This is a genomic window from Pyrinomonadaceae bacterium, assembly GCA_036277115.1.
Lineage (GTDB): Bacteria > Acidobacteriota > Blastocatellia > Pyrinomonadales > Pyrinomonadaceae > UBA11740.
On the sequence record DASUNM010000011.1, the window covers coordinates 83,980 to 100,222 of the forward strand.

13 protein-coding genes are annotated in these 16,243 nt (G+C 57.7%); 5 read left to right on the forward strand and 8 right to left on the reverse strand.

Annotated elements, in window-relative coordinates; all coding sequences use genetic code 11:
- Window positions 1-88: 88 nt before the first annotated feature.
- The 7 genes from VFX97_02160 to VFX97_02190 all read right to left on the reverse strand — a co-directional run bounded on the left by VFX97_02160 (window position 89) and on the right by VFX97_02190 (window position 6,074).
- Window positions 89-1,504, reverse strand: coding sequence for an amidohydrolase family protein (locus VFX97_02160; GenBank protein ID HEX5702005.1), 1,416 nt, complete (start codon window positions 1,502-1,504; stop codon window positions 89-91).
- 5 nt (window positions 1,505-1,509) lie between these two features.
- Window positions 1,510-2,112: a transglycosylase SLT domain-containing protein gene (locus VFX97_02165; GenBank protein ID HEX5702006.1), complete on the reverse strand. Its 603-nt coding sequence runs from the start codon at window positions 2,110-2,112 to the stop codon at window positions 1,510-1,512.
- Between the two features lie 24 nt (window positions 2,113-2,136).
- Window positions 2,137-2,925 (reverse strand): hypothetical protein, encoded by a 789-nt coding sequence (locus VFX97_02170; GenBank protein ID HEX5702007.1) that lies wholly within the window; start codon window positions 2,923-2,925, stop codon window positions 2,137-2,139.
- A gap of 2 nt (window positions 2,926-2,927) precedes the next feature.
- Complete coding sequence (locus VFX97_02175; protein ID HEX5702008.1) at window positions 2,928-3,149, reverse strand: hypothetical protein; 222 nt, start codon at window positions 3,147-3,149, stop codon at window positions 2,928-2,930.
- A 149-nt stretch (window positions 3,150-3,298) separates the two neighbouring features.
- On the reverse strand, window positions 3,299-3,778 hold the full coding sequence (locus tag VFX97_02180) for a type II toxin-antitoxin system VapC family toxin (GenBank protein HEX5702009.1): 480 nt from the start codon (window positions 3,776-3,778) through the stop codon (window positions 3,299-3,301).
- Entirely contained in the window at window positions 3,775-5,403 is a 1,629-nt protein-coding gene (locus tag VFX97_02185) for an aspartyl protease family protein (GenBank protein HEX5702010.1), read from the reverse strand. The genes VFX97_02180 and VFX97_02185 overlap by 4 nt, the downstream gene beginning before the upstream one ends.
- A gap of 5 nt (window positions 5,404-5,408) precedes the next feature.
- On the reverse strand, window positions 5,409-6,074 hold the full coding sequence (locus tag VFX97_02190; GenBank protein ID HEX5702011.1) for an N-glycosylase/DNA lyase: 666 nt from the start codon (window positions 6,072-6,074) through the stop codon (window positions 5,409-5,411).
- Window positions 6,075-6,313: 239 nt separating this feature from the next.
- On the opposite strand from VFX97_02190, the gene VFX97_02195 reads away from it, so the two are divergent.
- The 3 genes from VFX97_02195 to murJ all read left to right on the forward strand — a co-directional run bounded on the left by VFX97_02195 (window position 6,314) and on the right by murJ (window position 11,063).
- Complete coding sequence (locus tag VFX97_02195) at window positions 6,314-7,735, forward strand: D-alanyl-D-alanine carboxypeptidase (protein ID HEX5702012.1); 1,422 nt, start codon at window positions 6,314-6,316, stop codon at window positions 7,733-7,735.
- A gap of 196 nt (window positions 7,736-7,931) precedes the next feature.
- Window positions 7,932-9,296, forward strand: coding sequence for a sigma-54 dependent transcriptional regulator (locus VFX97_02200; protein ID HEX5702013.1), 1,365 nt, complete (start codon window positions 7,932-7,934; stop codon window positions 9,294-9,296).
- A 6-nt stretch (window positions 9,297-9,302) separates the two neighbouring features.
- Window positions 9,303-11,063, forward strand: coding sequence for a murein biosynthesis integral membrane protein MurJ (murJ, locus tag VFX97_02205; GenBank protein ID HEX5702014.1), 1,761 nt, complete (start codon window positions 9,303-9,305; stop codon window positions 11,061-11,063).
- A gap of 61 nt (window positions 11,064-11,124) precedes the next feature.
- Here murJ and VFX97_02210 read toward each other — a convergent pair whose 3' ends face one another.
- Entirely contained in the window at window positions 11,125-13,662 is a 2,538-nt protein-coding gene (locus VFX97_02210) for a S8 family serine peptidase (GenBank protein ID HEX5702015.1), read from the reverse strand.
- 485 nt (window positions 13,663-14,147) lie between these two features.
- Between VFX97_02210 and VFX97_02215 the strand changes: the two genes are divergently transcribed.
- A complete protein-coding gene (locus VFX97_02215; protein ID HEX5702016.1) occupies window positions 14,148-15,767 on the forward strand; it encodes an NAD(P)H-hydrate dehydratase in 1,620 nt (539 codons plus the stop codon).
- Window positions 15,767-16,225 carry a tRNA (adenosine(37)-N6)-threonylcarbamoyltransferase complex ATPase subunit type 1 TsaE gene (gene tsaE, locus VFX97_02220; protein HEX5702017.1) on the forward strand — a complete coding sequence of 153 codons (459 nt, stop codon included), beginning with the start codon at window positions 15,767-15,769 and terminating at the stop codon, window positions 16,223-16,225. The genes VFX97_02215 and tsaE overlap by 1 nt, the downstream gene beginning before the upstream one ends.
- Window positions 16,226-16,243 lie beyond the last annotated feature (18 nt).

Consider the following 16,243-nt stretch of genomic DNA (forward strand, 5'->3'; position numbering starts at 1 on the left):
GTGGGCAGTGAGCAGTAAGGATTAGTTTAGAGGCGGGCTAACTGCCCGCCTTCTTGCTTTTGCGACATAGCCGCAACAATCGGCGATGTCATTGCGTCAAAGAGGATTCGATCTTCTGGCGAGTGGTTTGTAGCTGCAACTGAAGTTCTAATTCATCGGTCGTCGTGACGCTGTCGTTCCGATAGACTTCTTTTCCCGCCACCATCGTCATTCGAACATCGCGTCCTGAAGAAGAGAAAATGAGCGCATCGACCGGATTCGTCGCCGGCTGCTGATGCGCGCCGTCGAGCGCCACGGCAATCAGGTCAGCCTGCATTCCTTCTACCAGGGAGCCAATCTGGTTATCCAGTCCCAACGCGCGCGCGCCTCCGAGTGTTGCCGCAAAGAGGGCTTGTTCCGCCGAGAGCGGGGCAGTAGCCCGACCGTCAGGGAGGGCGTTTTGAGGAGCGACGCCCTCCCTGACGGTCGGGTTACTGCCCCGACCCACTCGCGCCAGCAACGTCGCAAAGCGCGCTTCTTCAAAAATGTCGCAGTTGTTGTTGCTGGCAACCGAATCACTCCCGAACCCAAGATTCAAGTTCGCAGTAAGAAACTTGCCGAAAGGCGCGCGACCGTGACGAAGCTTGGCGTTTGATTTGGGACAATGCGCGACGCCGGCCCCGGCACTGCGAATCGTTTCAATATCCGCGTCGTCGACAGTGATGCAATGGGCAAGCAGCGGGCGCGTTTCCAGCACGCGGTGCCGCGCCAAATACTCGATTGTCGAAACCTTCTGAGCTTGCCAATCAATGCCGCGCGCACGCAAGCCTTCCGCGAACGGTCCGGCGCCCTCAAGCATGAACAATGTCTCCGCTTCGGATTCGGCCGCGTGCATCATCAGCGGAAGATGCTCCTCGAGAGCGAGCTGTGCAATTAGCTCGAGTTGGGGCGCGCTGACAGTGTAGGGCGCATGCGGCGAGACGCCTGCGCGGACGTGCGCTGAGTCAAGAGCGCGCATTTTCTCAAGTTGGTCGCGCAGCTTCGCAACGTTCTCGTCCGCGAGCTGCGGATCGGGCCCAAACGATTCCTGATACACAATTCCCCGGAGTCCGATCTCCCGCAAAGCTTTCATCGACTGGGTCGCTGCTGAACTTGAATCGCCGACGCACGTTATTCCGGCGCGCGCTGCTTCGACCGCGCCGCAAGCGGCGGAAACAAAGAGATCGTCACCGGTCATCGACATGCGCGCCACGGTTAATTTGCGCAGCCACGCGAAAAAGTCAGTCTCTTCGCTTTCCAGAAAGCCGCGCATGACCGTCAGTTCCAGATGGGAATGAGCGTTGACCAGTCCCGGCAAAAGAACGCTTGGGCCGAAGTCCGTGGCCACCGCGTTAGGGAAACGCGCGATGAGATCATCTCTGGTACCGACACCGGCGATCGTTTCGCCGGCCACGGCCACCGCCCCATTCTCGATCGCCGGCGACGCGATTGGCAGCACCCAGCGCGCTGAATAGATCGCTGTCATTTGAGTTATTCGTGTCGCCACTGAAAGGGAGGCGCCAATCCTTTGGCGGATTTCACTTCGCGGTAGCGGCGGAGAATTGAAGTGACGTACGCGCGCGTTGAGGGTATATCGATGCGCTCGATGAACTGTTGTTCGTTAAGCGGCGGCGAGCCGTCGGGCACGCGCGCCCATTCGACCACGCGGCTATTTCCGGCATTGTACGCGGCGAGCATGCGCGCTTCGCCTCCCGGCGTGTTCTTGTATTGCTCTCCGAACTTGCCCAGATACCAGGCGCCGATTTGCACGTTGCGTTCGGGCTGGGACAATAGGTTCTCGGGATCGGCGGCGTTTGCCGGCGGCACTTCGGGCGCCCGGCTCTCGGCAACCCATTCGCGCGCCACCGTCGGCGTGACCTGCATCAGTCCAATCTCGCCTTTGTCGCCTCTTTTCCACGGACTGAAATACGTCTCTTCGTAAACGACGCTCCACACGAGATCGGCATCGATCTTGTGGCGCGCCGATTCGCTGGCAATTAACGAGTCGTATCGATGAATCCAGTACTGATCGACAAGGTAAGCAGCGCCGGCCAGCAGAATTAGAACGAGGAGAATGATGACGACGCGCTTCATTGAATCCGGGTGGTGAGACTCAAGCTAGTTGCGCCGCGAGAAATGGGCCCAGAGATCGGCAGGGGCATACGCCTGATCGACCCCTTCGTAGTGCATTCGCATCGCGCGTGAATCGAGCACATGTCCCTGCAACCAAACTTCGGCAGAGAGCGTCGCGCCAACTTCCAATGTGCCGCCGGTCAGGGCCCGCGCGTTTACCAGTACTTCGAGTTTTAGTCGATCGAGATGCACGTAGATCCAGTAAAGTTCGGTGCCCGAAAGAGGATTAATGAGCGGTTTGAATGCGATGACGCGGCCGCGAAGGATCCAATCGTTCTCGTGCGCGGCGCGTGAAGGAGCGGCACGCTCAAGCGGCAGCCACCGCGGATCCATCTCACGCGAACAGACACGGGCGCGATATGCCAAACCGCACAGCCCCACATGGAGCTCGGGCGCGCGAAATCCCGACACGCCGACTTCCGTAAGGTTCTGTAATTCGAAAAGGACTTCGGTCTCGGTGCCGTCGCAGTAGCCGTGGATCACCGCCTCGCCGGCTTCGTCGTACTCAGTCAAAGCCCACGGCGCAATTCTTTGTGAGTAACGCGCGCGAAATCCAGGTCGGCAGTTCGCGTAAAAAACATCGCCGGTGCCTGATTCATAAAGCACCGTCCAGACTTCGAGACCTTCGCCGAGCTTCCAGCAGCGCCCGTGAATCACGCCGCCGCGACGCGAGAGCTGGCTCGCCTCGCCCTGGTTTTCGGCGCGTTCGGCGAGAAAGTTGATGGCCTTCTCAGTCGGTACTTCCAGCCCGATGGTTTCGAAAGTGGCGTCCATCGTCATCGCGCGGCCCGTTTCGGTGTGGGCAAAGTTTCGTTGTCGTGAGCTTCTTCGCGTGGCGCACGTTTCCGGAAGCCGCGAATGTTGCGCACGCTTCCATGCTGCGGCTGCACTCCGGAGCGTACCATTTCGGTAAACAGATCGACGTCGTAATCAGCTTCGCGCGACATGGTCTCGCGAATGCGAATCAGGACGGTTAAGAATTTGGGTCGTCGGTACATGAAACCAGAAGTCAGATTTCAAATCTCAGATTTCAATTTCAAGATTTCAGATGCAGACTGATTATTAAACTACACTCATCAAACCTTCTAAGACCTAAGACCTAAGACCTAAGACCTAAGACCTAAGACCTAAGACCTAAGACCTAAATCTAGGCCGTCTTCCTCTCAGTCGCTTCAGAAACCAAAAACTCCGGCGTCACGATCATGGGAACAAAAAATCCGGCGGCTGTATTGAACAATCGAATGCGTGCTTGCCGCCGCACGTTCGCGAGATGGCCGAAGTTCCATGTAACTAGATAGTCGATTTTGTGAAACGAAGCAACTGCGACGTGCAAAGCGTCAGCGATGTACTTGCGATGAAAGATTCCGCGCGACACGTAACCCTCGGCCAGAATCGCGCACTCTTCCGCCAATTCAACCTGCTCGAGACCGCGGACCAATTTCAGATAAGCCGCGCGATGCGGCTCTTCGGTTCGCTCAAGCTCGCGCACGACCAGTTGCGAGATCACCGCCCGATACTGCGACAGTTCGTGTTCCCACCAACGAATCGTCAGATCGCGACGAAATGGCTCGCCATTGTCGAGGTAAGCTCCGATTACCGATGTTTCAAGATACGCGCTCGGTTTCATGGGGTGCTCGTTGTTTCCTGTGGTAGGGGCTCACCGGCTGGCCGCGGCGGATCGAGCGGCTCGAAACGCACGATCGCGCGCTGAAAATCGAAGATGACGCGAAAGTGCCGGAGGAAATTTCCGCCGAGGATACCGCTTTGCTGAAACCCCGCCGTCTCGTTGATTGGTTCGAGGTCGAGTACCGCCGCGTTGATCTTTTCGCGCGTGTAAGCGCCCAGGACTACCTTGGGCAGCAGCGCAATCTTTACGTTCTCAGCTATACCGGCCGCGCCAAAAACGCGCATTCGATCCTCCTGAATGAAATCTATCGCATCGTCGAGTTCGGCGGCGCGCTCGGAAAGCACGCTCACGCTGGCGCCGGTATCGATGATGAAATTCAGAGGCTTCTTAATCCCTTCAATTGTGACTTCGCCGCTCAGGAAGCCGCTCGACGTCGTGCGTACGGTAACGTCTATACCGGGACGGGTGATGCCGGGTGTGACATCTCGCCATGTCTGCCCGTCAACCGCCGTCGCCGGGTCCGCGACCCTTCGCGGCCGCACCAGCGTCATCCGGCGATTTCCGTAATCGACGGCGGTCACCAGCCGCGCCAGCGCGGCAATTCCGAGGTAGCCGTCCACCGGCGTCTGCATGTCGTAAAACTGCCGGATGTAGACGGGAACGTTTTCGATTCGAATGTCGCCGACGTCTATCGAGTTGACGTAGCCGTAGACAATTTCAAAACGTCCACCGCCGCCGACAGCTCGTGCTAACCCGCCCCGCGCCACCGATTTGATGCCGATCTTGCGCGCTGTTTCTTCCGAGATCACCGACATTCCTGAGCCTGTATCCAAAACGAATCGGAGCGGGGTTTTCGATCCGTTGATGCGAAGTTTGATAATCGGCCGGTTATCGAAAGCTTCGAAGGGTACTACCGCGCGATCACCGCTGATGTTGTACAGCGAGCTTTGCTGTCCGAGATAACGGAGAAAATCGATCAACCCACGAATCCGCGCGCGTCGCTCAGAGTCTGTGCGTGGAGCGATAAGCAGAAAGCGCTCGTATGCGTCGGCAGCTTCTTTGTAACGCTCGGAACGCGCGGCTGCCTGGCCGAGACTGAAAACATAATCCGGCTCGTCCATATCGATACTGGCAGCGCGCCGAAGCTTCACGAGCGCGTCAGCCGTTCGATTCTCGTAGAAATCGACCATTGCCAATCCGGCGATGGCCATCGCCTCTTCACCATCGAGTGTCAGCGCGGTGCGGAACTCTTCGATTGAAAGTCGAAAATCTCCGGAAGCCAAAATCGCCGCACCCAAAAGCGAATGCGCGCGAGCCGAGAGCGGATCGACGGCAATCACGCGTGCCGCATGATCAAATGAATCCTGCAAGCGACGCTGCTTGAGCAAAGCCTTGCTCAGCCCGAGACGTGCCTCAGCATCGCGATCATCTTTCTTGAGGATGTCCCGGTAGAGCTGTTCAGCCCGTTCGAAATCGCCGGAGCGCAAAGATTTCTGGGCCTTCTGCCGATCTTTTTTTATGTCCGCGAATGCGGGAGCGGCCAGGAGTAAGAAGAGCAGCAGGAGGGCAAAACGACGAACGCGAGAATGAAACAAGATTGTTTGCAGGGTTGCGGTTAGTTCCATGGCGGTTACTTTAGAACTTTTCCCGTTCTCATCGACCAGAGTACCAGATCTAACTCGTCAAAGTTGATGCCGACTTCGTCGGCGAAACTTTTCATGCGCTGCTCGGCTTCAAGATAGCGATTACGGGTCGTGGGCGGCTTCAGCGAATCGATGACCCCCAGCTCTGACAGGCAGCGCACAATGTGCTTGTCCAGGATCCCGTAACCTTTGAAGCCAACATTACGTAAAAAGTGGCTTGCTTCTTTGTAACCGAGCCCTTTAATTCCCGGCGTCCGCGCCAGCCAGTCGCGCCGCTCGTGGGGATCGCGAAACTCATTGAGACGATCGCGCAGCCGCATCGAAACAGTTTTGCGCAGGTAATCGCGGGTGGAAACGATGTGTGCGGCACGTACGTTGTGAAATCGGTACGCCGGAGGTTTCTTGAGTGCGCGAGTAATTGCCGCGCGACTGCCACTGTCCAATAGCGGCCTGACGGCGGTGACAGCAGTCGCTCCCATAACCGCGGATGAGCCGGCAGTAAAAATGCAGTAAACCATCTCTTCCCAAAGGCGCGCATCCGAACGGCTTTGCCAGACAGAGTCGAATTCACGAAGTCGAGCCCGAATTTCTTTGCGGCGCGTCTGATGCGTAGTGTGTAGTCGATCGATAGTGACAGGTTCGTGGACGCGCATGTGTCGTGCTCGCGGAGAGACGGTAAAAATCTGCCTGCGATTCTAGGAGCGAGAAAATTCGCTGTCAATAAATTCGCTTCTTGAAGGCGCTGGCACGCGCATCTGGCGGCGCGAATTTCACAGGCGGGACGCCCATGCGACGTGACATGCATCCGTGAGCTGTTTAGTCCGCATCAAAGGTTGGCGCTTTCGTTCTCGGAAGCGCGCGTGGCATTCGTGTTATGATCGGCGGCGACAGCATGCTAGTTAATTCCCACAAGCGGCGAACTCAAGATCGGAAGTGGTGGCGGAGTGTGGCGACGCTTTTCGCGTTAATCCTGATCGCGTTCAGCGGTTCAATCGCCCAAGCTCAACCAGCCGCGCCGACCCCCTCTGCCAATGTCCCTCGGCCGACGCTCGATACGCGCGGCAACATGGATGTTCAGCACGCGCCGGCGAACGCGTCAGTCGCGCCGACTGCTCAGGCCATAGCACTCGAAGAGTCCCTGACACCGATTCAAGGCTACCAGGGTGTGCTGGCTGAGACCCTTGACGGGAGCACGATTGCCGCTCAAGCGATCGAAAATAAATTTAATCCGGCCTCAGCGATCAAACTGGGAACGGCTTTAGCAGCGCTCCGGAATTTCGGACCGAACCATCGCTTTCTTACAGGCGTGTGGGCGAGCGGGACAATTGATCGGGCATCGGGAACGTTGAATGGGGATTTGGTAATCAGCGGACGCGACCCATCTTTCCGTTACGAGCACGCAGTGATGCTGGCGCGGCAGCTGAACGAACTGGGAATCAAAACTGTCACGGGAAATCTGATCGTCGCACCAGGCTTTACGATGAATTTTGACTGGTCGTACCAGCGATCGGGTGAAGCCTTTGCCGATACGCTTGATTCGGCTACACGTCCGGCCGCAGCCACGCGCGCATGGCTGGACGAGCGATTGCTGGTCGGTGACAAGCAGAGTCTCAGCTCAGTGCCGAGTGTTGCGATCGAAGGAGAAGTTGTCATTGGCTCCGCTCCACCCCAGGCCAAGACGCTCGTCACGCGCAGATCCAGCAAGTTGGTCGACATTCTCAAAGCATTACTCTGTTACTCGAACAACTTCATGGCTGACCGTATTGGAGAGACCTTCGGCGGTCCGGAAGGTATGCGCGCGCTCCTGATTGATTGGCTCAAACTCAATCCGGATGAAGTGTGGTTGGCTTCTGCGAGCGGCCTCGGCGTCAATCGCGTCACGCCGCGGGCCATGATGGCGATTCTGCGCGGGCTGCGCGAGGAACTGCAAAAACACAAACTGAAATTGTCTGACATCATGCCGGTGGCGGGAATCGACCCCGGCACGCTCGAAGACCGCTACACTGATGCGTTTACGCGCGGCAGCGTGGTGGCGAAAACCGGAACGCTGATCAGCACTGATGGCGGCGCCAGCTCGCTGGTAGGACAAATGAATACGAAGAGCGGTCGGGTCGTTCTGTTCGTCATCATGAACCAGCGAGGCAGCGTCATTCGTTTCCGCTACAACCAGGATGCGATCGTAGCCGCGATTCAAAATACACTCGGTGGGCCGGCGCCCTTTCCTTATCGTCCGGTGGGGCTGTCGATGCGGCTCGCGAACTCAAACTACGAAGCCGCAAAGGCGGCCGGCGAAGTCGAACCACACGAACAGTAACTGGTCAGTTGTCAGTAGTCAGTAGTCAGTAGTCAGTAGCACGACCGTTAGTACTTTGTGCTTCGTACTTGGTACTTTGATTTCTTGACCCAGACCCGCCGTCATTTAAAGGCGCTCTGGAAGACACGTCTAAGTACAAAGAACTAAGTACAAAGAACAAAAAACGACTGACGACCGACCACTGACCACTGCCTTCATGCCTGACATTCTTCTCGTCGAAGACAAAGAGAGCCTGCGGCGCGTCTTACGCATGACGCTTGAGAACGCGGGCTACTCTGTGACCGAAGCCGCCGATGCGCGCGCGGCCATCGACGAGATCGGACGCATCCCTCATAAAATCGTTTTGACCGACCTGCGCATGCCGAACGGGTCAGGCATTGATGTGCTGCACGCCTCAAAGAACGCGGACAGCGACGTGCCGGTGATTGTGATGACGGCGTACGGCTCGATCGATGAAGCCGTGCAGGCAATGAAGGACGGCGCGCACGACTTTCTGCAAAAGCCTGTCGATTCCAATCATCTACTACTGCTGGTTGAGCGGGCGCTCGAGCAATCGCGTTTGCGGACTGAAAACCTTCTGCTGCGGGAAGAATGGTCGAAGCGCTATGGCTTTCCACGCATCATCGGCGAGTCGGAAGCGATCAAGCGCGCCGTCGGTGAGACGCAGCGCGTAGCGACGACTGACGCCACCGTTTTATTGCTGGGCGAATCGGGCACGGGCAAAGAACTGTTCGCGCGCGCGGTTCACCATCTTTCCAATCGTCGCGACAAACCCTTTGTCGCGATCAATTGCGCGGCAATTCCCGAGACGCTAATCGAGAACGAACTATTCGGTCACGAACGGGGCGCGTTCACCGGCGCCGGCGAACGACGGCTCGGGAAATTCGAACTGGCCGGCGGTGGTACGGTTTTTCTCGATGAGATTGGCGAGCTCCCACTGGCGGTGCAGGGAAAACTTCTGCGCGCGATTGAAGAGAAGTCAGTAGATCGCATCGGCGGCAAAGCCCCGATTCCGGTTGACGTCCGGATTGTCGCGGCGACGAACAAAGACTTGCGCGCCGCGGTCGAGCAAGGAGAGTTCCGCGGTGATCTGTTCTTTCGGCTAGCCGTTTTTCCGATCGATATTCCGCCGTTGCGCGATCGGGGCGAGGATGTTGTTCTGCTCGCGCACCACTTTGCCGCACAACTTGGGAAAGAATTGCGGGGCCGGGAAGCAACGCTCGGCGACCGGAGCCTCGCCGCCTTGCGCGCACACGGATGGCCGGGAAATGTTCGCGAACTCGAGAATGCGATCGAGCGCGCGTGCATTCTGGCGGACGGCGCCGGCCTCGAGCCTACTGATCTCGGATTCGGGAGCGAGCAATCCTGGGATGTAAAAGCCCTCGGCTTCGACACTGCTGGAACTCTGGGCGAGGCGGCTGATCGTGCGGTGAGATTGGTTGAGCGGCAAAAGATCAAAGAGACTCTCGCGGCGCACAATGAAAACAAGACGGCCGCGGCCGAAGCGCTCGGAGTGAGTTACAAAACGCTCTTGACGAAGATTAAGGAGTACAATCTCTGACGCACAATGAGTGACCCGCCGGAGCAAAGTCCAAAGTCGAAAGTCCAAGATCCAAAGTCCGAAAACTCCCCGGTGTTGGCAGACGAAAGCGAAGGTCTCAAATCCGGCCGCAATGCTGCCGAAATCGCCGGCGCCACAATCGAACCGGTCGGTGAAGCGACCGGCCGCTTTCCGCGCCCTCCTATCGCAAAATCCGAGAACACGGGAAAGTCGGCTTTCCTGGTAGCCGCCGGAATCCTTATCAGCCGCATTCTGGGAGTTATCCGTCAGCGGGTGTTTGCTCATTACCTCGGCATCTCTGACGCGGCCGGCGCGTTTGACGCAGCGTTTCGTATCCCGAACTTCCTGCAGAACGTGTTTGGCGAAGGCGCCCTCTCAGCGTCGTTTATCCCGGTCTACGCCAAGTTGCTGGCGAAAGGCGACGATAGGGAAGCCACCCGAGTGGCCAATGCAGTTTTAACTCTGCTGGCGTTGATCACGTCAGTGATTGTGCTGATCGGCATTTTCACCGCGCCATATTGGATCATTGTTTTTACAAAGAGCTTTGACGAGGGCACCCGTGAGTTAACCATCCGGCTCGTCAGGATCTTGTTTCCCGGCGCCGGCCTGCTGGTTTTTTCGGCTTGGTGTCTGGGAGTGCTCAACAGCCACCGGCGCTTTTTTCTGTCCTATACCGCGCCCGTGGCCTGGAACCTGGCAATCATCGGGACGCTGATTTGGTTTGGAGGTAGCGCAGAGCAGTTTCGTCTGACGGAAATTACCGCCTGGGGCTCAGTGGTCGGCAGCGCTCTCCAATTTGGCGTTCAATTGCCCACCGTTCTGAAACTGATTAAGAGCTTTCGGCCCGTGTTGGACCTGGCCAGCGAAAGCGTGCGAACTGTCCTGCGGAATTTTTTCCCTGTCTTCATTAGCCGCGGCGTAGTTCAGATTTCAGCTTTCGTGGATGCCATCCTGGCGGGGCTAATCAGTGAACAGGCCGTCGCTTCGCTCACGTACGCGCAAAGCCTCTACACATTGCCCATCAGCTTGTTCGGCATGTCGGTATCCGCCGCAGAGTTGCCGGCGATGTCGAGTGCCTTGGGCACCAGCGATGAAGTTGCTTCTGAGTTACGGATACGCCTCAATAACGGTCTGCGGCGAATCGCACTTTTTATCGTGCCGTCGGTGGTTGCAATCCTAACGCTGGGTGACGTGATGGTGGCCGTTCTTTATCAGACCGGCCAGTTCGGGAGCGAGGCGACCCGATACGTTTGGGCGATCCTGGCGGGCTCGACAATCGGGCTGTTGGCGTCGACGCTGGGCCGGCTTTACTCCTCGACTTACTATGCACTTCACGACACTCGCACGCCCCTGCGCTTCGCTATCCTGCGCGTAACCCTCGGAATGGCTCTCGGCTATGTAGTCGCGATTCACGTCCCGCCATTGTTGGGCATCGATCCTAAATGGGGAGCCGCCGGACTGACTACTTCGTCCGGACTGGTGGGCTGGATTGAATTTGTTTTACTGCGTCGAACTCTAAACAAGAGAATCGGCCGCACCGGGCTGTCCGCCGCATACATGGTGAAGCTCTGGGTCGCGGCCACCGGCGGCGCGGCGCTCGCGTGGGGCCTCAAGCTTCTCATCGGCACGCGGCATCCGGCCATTGTTGCGTCACTGGTGCTTGTGCCGTACGGCCTCACCTACTTTGCTCTTGCGTGGCTGTGGCGTGTTCCGGAAGCAGCCGCCGTCATTAATCGCGGTCTTCGCACTCTCCGTTTAAAGACTTAACGAGCCAAAAAAAAAGGCTCCACCGAAGTGGAGCCTTGAGGTCCAGCGCTGTTCGCGGCAGTTATTCCGCGGTCATGCAGCTGGTGTTGTCGCCGCCGAAATTGGGCGCAACATCAGCCACCAGTACACCACGGATGCTGAGCAAGCTGTCTGCGATTAGCACGCCGTCGCTAATCAACACGCCATCTGCCAGGAGAACGCCATCGCTAATCAGAACGCCGTCGCCAATCAGGACTCCGTCGCTAAGCAGGACGCCGTCACTGAGGAGGACGCCGTTCGTCATTAGGACTAAGCCGTCACTGAGCAGAACGCCCTTGCTCACCATGATGTTGTCACTGAGCAGCACGCCACTTGAAAGCTTTGTGTTATCGCTCAACAGCACACCATCTGAGAGCAGCACGCCGTCACTCAGCAGCACGCCCAGGCCGTAAACTTTCTGGTACTTCGTAATCAGCGCTGAACCCCGTGCCCAGTTGTGATTAAAGATCACGCCCTGCGCCCAGGTGAACGTCTCAGACGCGATGGTAGTCGTGGGTGTCGGCGCCGCTGAGGTCAGCAGGGACGTGCCGACCGAGGTAGTAGAGGTCAAATCTGTCCGAACCAGCTTAGCCAGCCGCACCGCACCTTCGAGGTTCAATTGGCCTGCGCCCTGCTCCAGCATGTTGTAACCCTTCAACGATTGCGCCGTGTACATGAGGATCATCTTCACCATGTTCGGCGTCAGCTTCGGGTTGGCTTCGAGCAGGACGGCAGCCGCGCCGGCAACGAGCGGAGTGGAAACCGAAGAACCGCTCATGCGCATGGTTCCGGAGTCCGTAGAACACTGCGAGACGCAGAGTGCCGGGTTATCCGAGACCATCCGGTTGGATGCGGCGGCTGAGCCGATGATCTTGTTGCCGGGGGCAACGAGGTCGGGCTTCATTAAGTTGTCGTAATGCCGGCGGCCATTCCATTCCGTCCAATAGCTGCGCGTGGGTCCTCTTGAACTGTAGGTGGTGACGATGTCATCGCTGCGCCGGTTGGTGCCGAAAGTGTTTGACGCGCCGACCGTAATCGCCGACGGTTCGTTGCCGGGCGAATGAATCCGGCCGTAAAGCTTCGCGTGATCGTTATCTTTGCCATCATTTCCGGCCGCGGCGACTACAACGATGCCCGCGTTAACCAAGCGGCGGACCGCGCGACACACCGGGTCGTTTTTGTACGAATCCACGGCTACTGAGCCCAAACTCAGATTCACAACGCGGATGTTGTGCTGCGTTCTGTATTGAAGGACAGCGTTCAGGGCGTTCAGCAGGGCTGATGTCGAACCGGTGCCGCGCGAGTTCAGGACACGGTAATCGAGCAGCTTGGCGCCACCGGCCACGCCACCATAGGTTCCGTTCTGCCTAACGATCATGGAAGCGACGTAGGTGCCATGCCCATAGTCGTCATGAGTATCGCCTTCGCCGGTGAAATCAAGGCTGTGGACGATTCGGCCCGCGATGCTGGCGTGACTCGAAGAAATGCCGGAATCCAACACCGCAATGCCAATGCCCGTACCATCAAGACCGCTATTGCCCGTTTGAGCGAGCATCGCGGTTTCGCCGATCGTGGTCTCAATGTGACCAAGGCCTGTCAGCGGACGGTCGAGCGACACATACTTTGCCCACTCCTTAGTGGCGAGCTCTGAAACCGCGCCCGTGGGAACTTCAACGGTCAGTGTCTTGAAGCGAGCGATTTCGCCGTTGACCGTAACACCCCACTGCGCGAGCTTGGAGCGAAGTTCGGGGTTGTTAAGGTCGCTGACTTGAAGAATGACTTTTACGGTGGCCGGTGCGCCGGGGGCTTCAATCACCTGGCGCAACTCATCCGAGAGTTTTTCGCCGGTGAACTCTTCCGTGTCGGCGGTCTCGACGTTAGCCTCTTCAGTTTGCGTTTCGCTAACGGCGGTCGTTTCCGTGATTTCGATCGCGGTAAACAGCGACGCCAACTTCTTGTCGCCGGCTATCGCCTCTTCGAATGTGCCCTGGGTTGAAGCGCCGATGCACTGGAACTTGCCGGCCGCGATCGCTTCGCGCACGAATTCGGAGACGGTCGCGTCAAACGCGGACGACGTTCCGACGAGGGTGTGAATGGGATCAATAACGACAATGACTTTGGTATTTGAATTTTCGATTTCGGAGAGAACTGCTGTAAGTGTGGTCTTCAGTTGTTCGGCATTCTTTGTATCGTGGAACAGCTTGTCCAGGTCGAGTTTCAACACGCGACGGCCCATCAATTCTTCCGGTCCTTGTCCCCGAACGATCTGACGGGCTACTCCGGCGATGACGACGTTACGCTCAGCCTGCGAGTCGGTCAGCAGGACAGGATTGTTTTGCTCGGCCAGAATCGCCAGCGCGCGGCTGGTCTCTTTAGACTGGTCGCCAAACGAATCGAATTTGCCTTGTTCGGCGGCGGCAGTAATGTCCCGGGTGTATCGCGCGAGAGCGGTTGGAGCCGCTGGTTCGTTAACCTGCGCCTGGGCTTTGTCGCTCACCAGAATGCCCAGCAAGAGGGAAACGGCAATCGTCGCCGCTGTCAGTGAGCGCCAGGTAATCGGTAGTAGGTTTGTGTGTCTCATTTTCAGGGGTCTTTCCGCTTTTTTTCGTCTTCCACTCGCGGAATGCAGAATTCCCGCAGCAGGCTCTAAACCAAGGCGCGTGCCATGACCGAAAGTGCGATTTTGGGCGGTTTTCGTAGAATTTAGGCTTTAGCGGGATCGGTCAATTCGGTCAACGTGAAAGCTTTTTTTCAGTCTGACCGACCGATCCGCCAAGGAAACGGCGCGTGACCGAAAAAAATTCTGGAGAAAATTAGGCATTGTTTCTTTAGTCAGACATCCCGGAAAGACGGATCGGTTGGTGCAGCGGCAAGCGGCGGGGAAACCCTGGCCGCTCGTTTTGTTTTTTTGGAGCGCAGTTAGGAAGGGTGGTTTACCCCACCCTTGTTTCGTTCTCGATTAGCGGGGTAGCCCCCCTTGCTGACTGCGAATGCTCAGGTTGATTGACCCTTCTCTAACCTTCTCCTTATCATCGCCGCGTGCAACCCGTCCTCAGTTCAGCGCCGATGCGCGAACTCGACCGCGTAACGACCGAGCGTTACGGCATTCCTTCGCTTGTCTTGATGGAGAACGCTGCCGCTGCGACCGCGCGAGTGATCGCCTCGGCGTCATCCGAAATCGCTAACCGTTCAGTCCTGGTATTGTGTGGCCGAGGCAACAACGGCGGAGACGGTGCGGCGGCCGCGAGGCTGCTGGCGCACGCGGGCGCGAACGTGACTACGATTCTGTTCGGTAGCATCGCGGACACAAAAGGGGACGCGCGGACTAACTTCGAAGCCTTAGCGAGCCTGGCCCAGGACAGTTCACCCGCGAAGGGCGTGGTCCGATTGATCGAATGTGCGAACGATGATGATTGCGGAAGTGCGGTTAAGGAGAAGTTAAGTGAATCGCCGGATGTAATCGTAGATGCTCTGTTCGGTACGGGTCTGACGCGCCCGCTTCAGGGAGTTCATGCTGAAGCCGTGCGACGCGTGAACGCGTTGCGAGGTCTCGCGAACGCTAACACGCTGGTGGTTTCAATCGATGTGCCGTCCGGATTGAATTCCGACTTGCCAGACCCGATTGGTGAAGCTGTTCATGCGGACATCACCGTCACGATGACGGCTCCGAAGATTGCGAACGTTCTTCCGCCCGCTTCGAACTATAACGGTCGGCTCATCGTGGCCGATATCGGCTCGCCGGCCGAGCTCATCTCCAAGGTACCGACCGATCTCTTTCTCAGCGAAGAAGCCGACGCGCGACGTTGGCTGGTTGAAACGCGCTACACCCCGAACTCTTACAAGAACACTCACGGTCACGCCCTCATCGTTGCCGGAGCGCGCGGCTTTACCGGCGCTGCGGCGTTATGTGCGAATGCCGCAATGCGTTCCGGCGCCGGGCTTGTGACGGTGGCGACGCCCGCGTCTGCTCAGGCAGTCGTCGCGACACAGGTCATGCCGGAAGTCATGACTGCCGCGTTGGCTGAAACGGATCGAGGCGCAGTTAGCGATGAAGCCTTCGATTTCTTTTCCAAGTTCAGCGAGAAAGCCGACGTCATCGCGATCGGACCCGGGCTTTCGTCTGAAGATGAGCGCACGCGAAAGTTCGTTCGTCGCGTCGTCGAGAACAGACGGACGCCGGTGGTGGTAGATGCTGACGGTTTGAATTGTCTCTCTCCCTGGCCGGACGACTTGCGCGGTTCGCCAGAACTGCCGATTGTCTTGACACCGCATCCAGGCGAGATGCTGCGGTTGATGGGAACGTCCGACAAGAGCGCCTTGCAAGATCGAATCGCGGCGGCGCGCAAATTCGCGTCTCAACACGAAGTGATCCTTCTGCTGAAAGGTGGCCGGTCATTCGTCGCTGCTCCCGATGGCCGCGTTTTCGTGAACTCAACCGGCAACGCGGGCTTGGGGACGGCAGGCGCTGGGGACATTCTCACTGGCGTCATCGCGGGATTTCTGGCGCAGGCTAAGAGTGAGAGAGTAAGTGGGCTCGATACGGTGATCGCAGCGCTTTATGTCAGCGGCCTCGCCGGCGATTTAGCCGCGCGCGAACTCGGCATGCGCTGCATGGTCGCATCAGACATTCGTGAACATCTGAGCGCTGCGATCTGTTCTATCGATCCGCGGGGAGAACAACCGTGATGACGGCCGCGACTCACTCGATTCCAACCGGCGAGTTCGTTTCAAACAACGAACAAGAGACATTTGATCTCGGTGTGCGCCTTGGCGAGCAACTTCGCGGCGGAGAGATTCTGCTGCTGAACGGCTCGCTGGGCGCAGGGAAAACTGTGTTCGTCAAAGGGATCGCCCAAGCGCTCGACGTTGATGAAGACGACGTCAGCAGTCCTTCGTTCACCCTCGTCAATCCGTACCAGGGGCGACTGCTGCTCTATCACATCGATCTTTATCGCCTTGATGAAGGCGCGTCAGCCGCGCACGCGGTTGATCTCGACGAACTGCTTTCAGATGAAGAGGCGGTAACAATCATCGAATGGGCTGAACGAATGGGCAGATATCCATTACCGCCCTCGGCTTTTACCATTTCAATGACCGGTGATGGCGACGCGCCGCGTAAGATTTCCATAAATGAACTAGAATAGGTTTCAAGGAGAACTAAT